Here is a 7,850-nt window from a genome sequence, read left to right as displayed (position 1 = left end):
CCCGCGCTCAAAGAAGCTGAGGCACGTCGGTAAGTTGACGCGTGCCTCGTCGCCGACTTACCATATGCATCCGCATGAACCTCGACTGCGCCGACGCTTGCGAGACGACTGGTCGAGTGCTCTGGCGTCAGACCGGTTCCGACGCAGGCGCCGTCTGCGCGTTCCTGGAGGCCTGGCGGGCGGCATGCAAGGCTTGCGCGGATGAGATGCGAGCAGCAGGCGGCGATACACGAGCACTCCCGGGTGTGCGCCGAGGCATGTCGGCGCTGGGAGCGCGCGTGCGCCGATCTTTCGCCGCGCTCGGCTGATCGGCGATCGCTCCTGAAGAGCGGCAGGGTGAAGCGCCGCCAGGCCGGCTGCTCGGCCGTGCTCCCTCCTCGGCCGCTGTGCGGGGCTGCGCGTGTCTCGTGGCGCCCGGTCAGTCAACGCGAATGGACAAGGTTGCGGATGTGCCGCAGTTGCAGCGCCAAAGCCGGACGATCGCGATGCTCGACGAGACGTCATCGACGCACCCCTTGCGCCAGCCGATGTCGGGTCCGCGCTCGGGATCAGCACCGATGTCGCGATCGCATGCGCAGACGTGACTCTCGCCAGCGATTGGGAGAACGGTTGTCTCCGTGATCGAGCGCTCTCGCGCCGCGCCCGCAAGATGAAGCTGTCTTACAATTGTCGTTGCGCCGAGTTCTCAGCTGTGCCGTCTCGATCTGCGGAGTGACGCCACGACCCGAGTCGTTCAGCATCGATGAGAGCATCCGGACCGGAGGGAACCATGACAGGCATCACGACGACAGGGACCGCCTGCGAGCTGGGGGAGCACGGTTACATCACTGACAAGGCGCGGTATCTCGCGCGACTCCGACGGATCGAGGGACAGGCGCGCGGCATCCAACGCATGGTCGACGAGGAGCAGTACTGCATCGAGATCCTCACGCAGATCGCCGCTCTCACGGGCGCGTTGCAGAATGTCGCCGTCGGACTTCTCGAGGACCACCTACGCCACTGCGTGACGGACGCCGCTCTGTCTGGCGGCGACGTCGCCGAGGACAAGATCCGCGAGGCGTCTCAAGCCATCGGTCGTCTCATCCGCTGAACCACCGATTCGGAGCAGCCTCTGCCGGAAGAAGCGATCGCGTGCGCGTCGTTGCCACGGCGCTCCCGGGATCGAACTAAGCGTCTCGTTCAACTCCCGGGAGCGCTGACCGGCGAAGCTCGCTGTTACGACAGCTTGCGGAACTCCAGCCCTTGACGAGCCGCTTGAGTGCCGTGCTGAGTTCCGGCTTTGTAGCCGTCCCGTTACGAGACGACCACACCCGTCACTTCACGAGGCGGTCGAGCAGGAAGGTGCCTTCCCGTCGGTACGGCTCGCCCAGCACAGCGCCGGAATGGGAGGCGAGTCCATTGCTGATGGCGAGCGCGGTGAAGAGCGCGCGTTGCCCCTCGAGGCCAAGTGTGTCGGTCTTCCCATCCGTCCACGCGGGCACGATGGATTTGAGGATCTCCGGGCTCGTGTCCGCCAGCCAATGCTCGGCACTGAAGGTGTTCTGCGATGTCAGCGTCGCGAGGGCGTCGAGCTTCTTCGGCAGGTGCTCGCCGATCTCCACGACGCAATTGGGGCGCTCCGGCGTCATGTAGTAGATCGTGGGCACAGGGTGCGGCTGATGTCCGCCGCACTCCTCGATCCGCCAGTCGCGCCCCGCCACCGAGAGCGCTTCTGCGTAGAGAATTGCGATCACTCTTCGGTCGGGGTCAAGGTCATGCTGCGCGTGTTCCGGGTCTTGCATGATGATGATGTCGGGCTTCACCCGACGGATGAGCGAGACGACCTTCGTCTTCGCATCGCCGAGGAAGTCGACCTCGCCGAACGCGACGTCCAAGAAGTCGACCTCAGTGGTGATGCCGAGTGCTTCGGCGGATCGGCCTACCTGCGGGCGACTCTCGTCGCGGCACATGAGCACGGCCGCGTGAACCGAGTCTCCGGCTGCGAGCGCGGTCGCGATTGCACCTCCGCACTCGACGATCTCGAGACCATAGCTGGCCATCATGAGAACTCTTGTCATCCTGTTCCTTTCTAACGGACGCCGTCAAGCACGGCGAAGTCGTGGATTGATCTTCTGCTCCAAGGCATAGCCGAGAAGCGCGAAGCCGAGGGCGGCGAGCATGATCAGCACGCCCGGTGGGAGCACCCACCACTGCCAGGCCGGGGTGAGAAAGGCTCCGCGAGCCTGCGCCCAGTACAGGACGGATCCCCAGCTCTTCTGGAGAGGGTCGCCGAGCCCGAGGAACGACAGCGACGACTCCAAGAGGATCGCCGCGCTCGTCGCCGCGACGAACTCCCCGATCGCCAGCAGGAACGTGCGCGGAAGCACGTGCCGCCGGATGATGTAGCCGTCCCCGGCATTCATGGAGCGCGCCGCGGTGACGTAGTCGCGACGCGACAGGCTGAGCACCTGCGAGCGGATGACCCGTGCTGTCGGCGCCCAGATCAGGAACGCGATCACGAGGATCGTGTTGAGCACGCTGCGGCCGAGGTACGTGGAGAGCACAATGAGCAACGGCAGGAAGGGCAGCACGAGGACGACGTCAACGCCGCGCATGATGATCCCCCCCACCCGCGGGAAGTAGCCGCCCACGAGCCCGATGGTCGTGCCGATGAGCATGGCGGCACTCGCGGCGACGACGCCGACCATGAGTGACACCCGCGTGCCGAAGATCAGCTCGCTGAGGATGTCCTGTCCGACGTCGTTCGTGCCGAGCAGGTGTTCGGCACTCGGCGGCGAGAAGGGTGCACCGGCACGGATCGAGGGGTCGTACGGAGCGATCAGCGGCGCGAAGATCGCCACGAGCACGAGCGTGCTCACGATGATGGCGCCCACGGTGCCTATGACCCGAGTGAAGTCGCGTGGGGCAAGGCGCGTGGAGTCGCGCGGGGTGATGAACGTGCGGATGCTGACCGTCGGAACCCCGCTCGTCTTCGGTCGTGCCGGGGATGGGGTCTTGGGCGTCATGTCCTAGTCCTTGGGTCGAGGCGCGGATACAGCAGGTCGGCCAGGGTGTTGGCGATGAGCACGGCGATGGTGAACACGAGGAAGGTCGCTTGCATCACCGGGTAGTCCCGCGATGAGACAGCTTCGAAGACGAGCCGGCCCAGCCCTGGGTACGAGAACACCGTCTCGATCACGACAGTGCCGCCGAATGCGAATCCGAGCCGCAGTGCGATGACTGTGCTGACGGGGACGATGGCGTTGCGGACCACATGGCGGGAGAGCACCTGGGTGTTCGTGAGCCCCTTCGCCTGCGCTGTCCTGATGAAGTCCTCACCCATCACCGACAGGGTGGAGTACCGCATCGTGAGGAAGATGCCCGGCACGCTGAGGATCGTCAGGGTCAGGATGGGCATAGCGGCATGCGCGGCGACATCGACGATCGTCTCCCATGGCGACAGCGTCGCTCCGGGTGTCACAGCTCCATACGAGGGGAGCCAGCCCAGTGTCACGGAGAACAGCGCGACGAAGAGCATCCCGAGCCAGAACGACGGCGTCGATTCCAGGGCGATCATCGTGTTGAGACTGGCGACATCCGAGGCGCGGCCGCGCCGCCAGGCCGCAAGGACCCCCAATGCGATGCCGATGAGTGACGACAGCAGCAGCGCGGTCAGGGTGATCAGCAAGGTCCACGGCAAGCGATCGAGGATGAGCTCGCCGATCGGTTCGTTCATGCGGAACGACTTGCCGAAGTTGAATGTCAGAACGTTGCCCCAGTACCGGAAGTACTGGACGATCATCGGCTGGTCCAGCCCTGCTTCGCTGATGAGCGCCTGGCGCTCTTCCTGGGTCAGCTCAGACGGCTCGACGCCGGCGAGCAGCGCGAGCGGACTTCCCGGCATCAGCCGGGGGAGGAAGAAGTTGAGAGAGATGGCCACCGCGAGCACGATCGCGTACTGCCCGACTCGGGGTAGGAAGAATCGCCAGGGGCCCACAGTGGCCACCTCCTTCTCGTCAGTGCTCGACCGTCAGGGCCGCGCGTCGGCGGGGATGAAGGACAGCTTGTTGATCGGACCCTGACCGGTGATCGAAGTCCAGCCGTCGAATGCGGCAGGCGAGTGCCCGTAGAGCCCGTTCGGGTAGAGCAGCGTGATCAGCGGAAGCTCCTCGGCGATGAGCGCTTGGAGCTCATCGGCGACTGCCGCGCGCGCATCCGGATCCGACTCGGTGCGCAACTCGGCGGCCAGAGCATCAGCCTCGTCGCTGACATAGCCCATGATGTTCAGGTTTCCGAGGGTCGGGTCGCTGTCCACGAGCGCCCCCATCTGCCCGATGTCCGCCTGGGTGGGTGCGGACCACCCGAACACGGCCATGTCGTAGTTGCGTCCCAGCGCGACGTCGTACTCCGGCCACGTCAACTGGTCGAAGGCTTCCTGGTCCAGAGATGCGACCTCGATGTTCATCCCGATCTCGGCATACTGCGATGCCAGCAGTTCGGCGATCCTCATCCGAAGCGCGTTGCTCGACACGGCGAGCAGCTCGACCTCGAGCGGTTCGCCGTCGAGCTCGCGGACGCCGTCGCCGTCGCTGTCCGTGATGCCGGCGTCATCGAGCAGCGCATTCGCCGCGTCGACGTCGAACGTCGTCTCGACGCTCTCATCGAAGAAGGGCGACTCGGGGTGCACCCAACCCGCGTTCCCAGGGATCGCAGCGCCGAGATAGACATCCGAGACGAGCAGCTCGCGATCGGTTGCCAGATCCATCGCCTGACGGACCGCGACGTTCGAGAAGGGCTCCTTCTGCGTGTCGAACACCAGGAGCGTGGTGACGTACTCCGGGCCCTCGAGCACCGACAACCCCTCCTGCGAGTTCAGGACCGGGATCTGCTCCGGGGTGACAGAACGAGTGATCATGTCGACCTCGCCGGATCGGAGCGCGGCGACCGCGCCGGCGTCGTTCGCGAACTGGATGACCCTGATCTCCTCGACCGTGGGAGTGCCGGCGAAGTAGTCAGGGTTCATCTCGAACATGTAGCTCGTTCCCGGGTCCGACTCGACGAGTCGGTACGGGCCGGACCCGACGTTCGTCGAATCGTCGAACGGCGCCTCGTCCGGAGCGGGGATGCTGGACCAGATGTGCTCTGGCAGGATCGGTACCTCGGCGAGCGTGCGGAGCTCGAACGAGGCTGCTGGCTGGGTCAGCTGCACGGTCACCGTGTCGCTGTCGGCGGTGGCCGACTCGACGGCCGAGACGGCGGTCCGGAATCGGCCGGGAGGGCCATTCTGGTAGTAGTCGAAGCTGAACGCCACGTCCTCCGCTGTCAGCGGCTCACCGTCGTGCCAGACGGCGTCGTCGCGGATCGGCATCGTGTAGGTGAGACCGTCGTCCGAGATCGTGAGCTCCTCGGCCAACCAGGGCTGGGGAACGCCGTCCTCATCGATCTGCAGTAGGGAGTCGTAGACGAGGCCGAGCAGGTTGTAGCCGGTTGCGGTCTCGTAGGTGTGAGGAGTGATGTTGCCCTCCTGTCCGAAGTTCGCCATCCGGACGATCTCCGCGCCGCTCGGGCCCTCCGCTGCGGGATCGTCCGTCGGCGTCGCGCCGCCCCCGGCGGAACAGCCTGCAAGCAGGGTGGCGGTAGCGGCCACGGGGGCGATCAGTGCCCAACGTCGTCGTCGGTTGATTCGATGCATTGCCTTCACTCCGTTCTCTCATGTCGTGCCTCGGTCGAGGCGCTCGGTGTTCTCAAACCAGGTCTGGCGTCCGAGAGGTCTGACTCACCGAGGCGAACACACGCGACATCGTGACGCGGTGCCCGTGGCCTGAGCGCCGGCACGGCCGCATCGCACCGCCCGAGGACCGCGGCGGGGCATCGCGTGTGGAAGCGACAGCCAGCCGGCGGCGCGAGCGGGCTCGGAGGATCGCCCTGCAACGGGGTCGGCGGAGTTCTCCGCCTGGGATCCGGGACCGGCACGGCGGCGAGCAGGGCGCGAGTATACGGATGCTGGGGGGAGTCGAAGATGGCAGCGCGATCCCCGACCTCCACGAGTTTGCCCAAGTACATGACGGCCACCCGATGGGCGATGTCACGGATCACCGCAAGGTCGTGCGAGATCACCAGCAGCGAGATGCCGAGATCCGCTTGAAGGCGACGCAGCAGCTCGAGGATCTGGGTCTGGACAGTCACATCCAAAGCAGAGACCGGCTCATCGCAAACGAGCAGTGATGGCTCTAGGCTGAGCGCCCTTGCGATCGCGACCCGTTGCCGCTGCCCGCCGCTCAACTGATGCGGATACCGCGAGGCCAGTTGCGGGTCGAGCTCGACGAGCTCGAGGAGCTCGGCAGCGCGAGTCCGGCGGTCCGATGCCGACATCCTGTGGTTGATCAGCAACGGCTCTGTCACGATCTCTCGCACGGGAAGTCCCGGGTTCATCGATGATGAGGGATCCTGGAAGACCAGCTGCGCGTTCCGCCGGAGGGCGCTCAGGGACGCCCGCTTGGCGCCGACGATGTCGTTCCCGGCGACTCGCACGGTGCCATGACGCGTCGGCTCCAGGCCCAGGAGCGCTCGCGCGAACGTCGACTGTCGGAACCGCTCTCTCCTACGAGCCCCAACGTCTCACCGGCCCCGATCGAGAGAGAGACGCCGTCGACCGCTCGCACGACGCGATCGCCTCCGCGCAGGCTGCGCTTCATCTGGTAGGCGACCTCGAGATCTCGGACCTCGACTGACGCGGCTGCGGCGGCCGTGCTCGGTGTGGGCAGCTCGCGCAGCGGCGCGTCCAGGCGCGGCATGCTCCGAAGCAATTCGGACGTGTACTGCTCCTGTGGGTTGGCGAAGATGTCGACGCACGTCCCGTGCTCGACGACGCGCCCGCTCTGCATGACGGTGATCTCATCGGCGATCTGCGCCACCACGCCGAGGTCGTGGCTGATCCAGATGGTCGTCATGGACCGCTCCGCTGTGATGCGTTGCACCAGCTTGAGGATCTGCGCCTGAACCGTCACGTCCAGAGCTGTCGTTGCCTCATCGGCTATCAGCACCTTCGGTTCCGCGGCGAGGACCATCGCGATCATGACGCGCTGGCGCATGCCGCCAGAGAATTGGTGCGGATACTCCTTCACGCGCCGCTCCGCCTCTGGGATGCCCACCTCCGCCAACAGTTCAGCGGCCCGCTTCCAGGTCGCCCGCGCCGCCGTGCCACGATGCGCGGTCATGGATTCCAGGATCTGCGCTCCGACGGTCTTGACCGGATTCAAGGACGAGAGCGGATCCTGGAAGATCACGCCGATCTCGGCGCCGCGCACCGCTCGCAGCTCGGCATCGGTGCCGTTCACCAGCTCCGCTCCCTGATACCGGATCGAGCCGGTGACGCGCGCTTCAGTCGGCAGCAGTCCGAGCACGCTCATCATCGTGACGCTCTTGCCGGATCCAGACTCCCCGACGATCGCATGCGTCGTGCCGGCACGGACGTTGATGCTGACGTCGCGCACAGCGTGGATCTCTTCGCCGCCGGTGTGGAAGGAAACACTCAAACCAGTGATCTCCAACGCCACGGGGCGGTGAGCCAGCGCTGTCGTCGAGTACGCATCTGCTTCCGGGTTCAGCATCGCAGTCCTTTGCATCTCGAAGATCGGGCTCGTGTCGAGCCGGCTCGTCCAGCGAACATTCGGTTCGTCGTCGAGCCGCTTGCTTGATACCACCCGGGGGTATGCCACGACGGTACACGGGAATACGAAGAATGCGAAGCACCTGATCGAATCGCGCGTTGCGAGCTCCCGACGACGAGTCGCGGCGGGCTGCTGCTGGGCTTCGGAATCGAAGCCAGACGGCGGGTATTCAAGCCGTGCGACAGCCCAGACGCCCACAGG

Annotated in this window: 7 protein-coding genes and 1 pseudogene; 2 read left to right on the top strand and 6 right to left on the bottom strand. The window is 65.7% G+C overall.

Annotated elements, in window-relative coordinates; translation table 11 throughout:
- Positions 1–56: 56 nt before the first annotated feature.
- Positions 57–291 (top strand): annotated as a pseudogene (locus L332_RS30650) (four-helix bundle copper-binding protein); the annotation flags it as partial.
- 478 nt (positions 292–769) lie between these two features.
- The gene (locus L332_RS17425) at positions 770–1,090 is read left to right on the top strand and encodes a metal-sensitive transcriptional regulator (protein ID WP_021009515.1); all 321 of its coding nucleotides are present in this window, start codon (positions 770–772) and stop codon (positions 1,088–1,090) included.
- Between the two features lie 223 nt (positions 1,091–1,313).
- Here L332_RS17425 and L332_RS17420 read toward each other — a convergent pair whose 3' ends face one another.
- The 6 genes from L332_RS17420 to L332_RS29995 are packed head-to-tail and all read right to left on the bottom strand — an operon-like array spanning position 1,314 to position 7,682.
- Positions 1,314–2,042 (bottom strand): PIG-L deacetylase family protein, encoded by a 729-nt coding sequence (locus tag L332_RS17420; RefSeq protein WP_021064856.1) that lies wholly within the window; start codon positions 2,040–2,042, stop codon positions 1,314–1,316.
- A 39-nt stretch (positions 2,043–2,081) separates the two neighbouring features.
- Positions 2,082–3,005 carry an ABC transporter permease gene (locus L332_RS17415; RefSeq protein ID WP_021009513.1) on the bottom strand — a complete coding sequence of 308 codons (924 nt, stop codon included), beginning with the start codon at positions 3,003–3,005 and terminating at the stop codon, positions 2,082–2,084.
- Positions 3,002–3,985 (bottom strand): ABC transporter permease, encoded by a 984-nt coding sequence (locus tag L332_RS17410; protein WP_021009512.1) that lies wholly within the window; start codon positions 3,983–3,985, stop codon positions 3,002–3,004. Before L332_RS17410 ends, L332_RS17415 begins: the two co-directional genes overlap by 4 nt.
- A 24-nt stretch (positions 3,986–4,009) precedes the next feature.
- Complete coding sequence (locus L332_RS17405; RefSeq protein WP_144060982.1) at positions 4,010–5,671, bottom strand: ABC transporter substrate-binding protein; 1,662 nt, start codon at positions 5,669–5,671, stop codon at positions 4,010–4,012.
- Between the two features lie 5 nt (positions 5,672–5,676).
- Positions 5,677–6,510 (bottom strand): oligopeptide/dipeptide ABC transporter ATP-binding protein, encoded by an 834-nt coding sequence (locus L332_RS30000; protein ID WP_021064853.1) that lies wholly within the window; start codon positions 6,508–6,510, stop codon positions 5,677–5,679.
- Positions 6,462–7,682, bottom strand: coding sequence for an ATP-binding cassette domain-containing protein (locus tag L332_RS29995; RefSeq protein ID WP_144060980.1), 1,221 nt, complete (start codon positions 7,680–7,682; stop codon positions 6,462–6,464). The genes L332_RS30000 and L332_RS29995 overlap by 49 nt, the downstream gene beginning before the upstream one ends.
- Between the last annotated feature and the right edge of the window lie 168 nt (positions 7,683–7,850).

Origin of the sequence: Agrococcus pavilionensis RW1, from assembly GCF_000400485.1 — a bacterium.
Lineage (GTDB): Bacteria > Actinomycetota > Actinomycetes > Actinomycetales > Microbacteriaceae > Agrococcus > Agrococcus pavilionensis.
This window is presented reverse-complemented; position numbering and strand designations above follow the sequence as displayed.

Bases quoted from the DNA above. Each gene is read 5' to 3' on its own strand.
- L332_RS17415 (WP_021009513.1), bottom strand. From the start codon at position 3,005: ATGACGCCCAAGACCCCATCCCCGGCACGACCGAAGACGAGCGGGGTT.
- L332_RS17420 (WP_021064856.1), bottom strand. From the start codon at position 2,042: ATGATGGCCAGCTATGGTCTCGAGATCGTCGAGTGCGGAGGTGCAATC.
- L332_RS17405 (WP_144060982.1), bottom strand. From the start codon at position 5,671: ATGCATCGAATCAACCGACGACGACGTTGGGCACTGATCGCCCCCGTG.
- L332_RS17425 (WP_021009515.1), top strand. From the start codon at position 770: ATGACAGGCATCACGACGACAGGGACCGCCTGCGAGCTGGGGGAGCAC.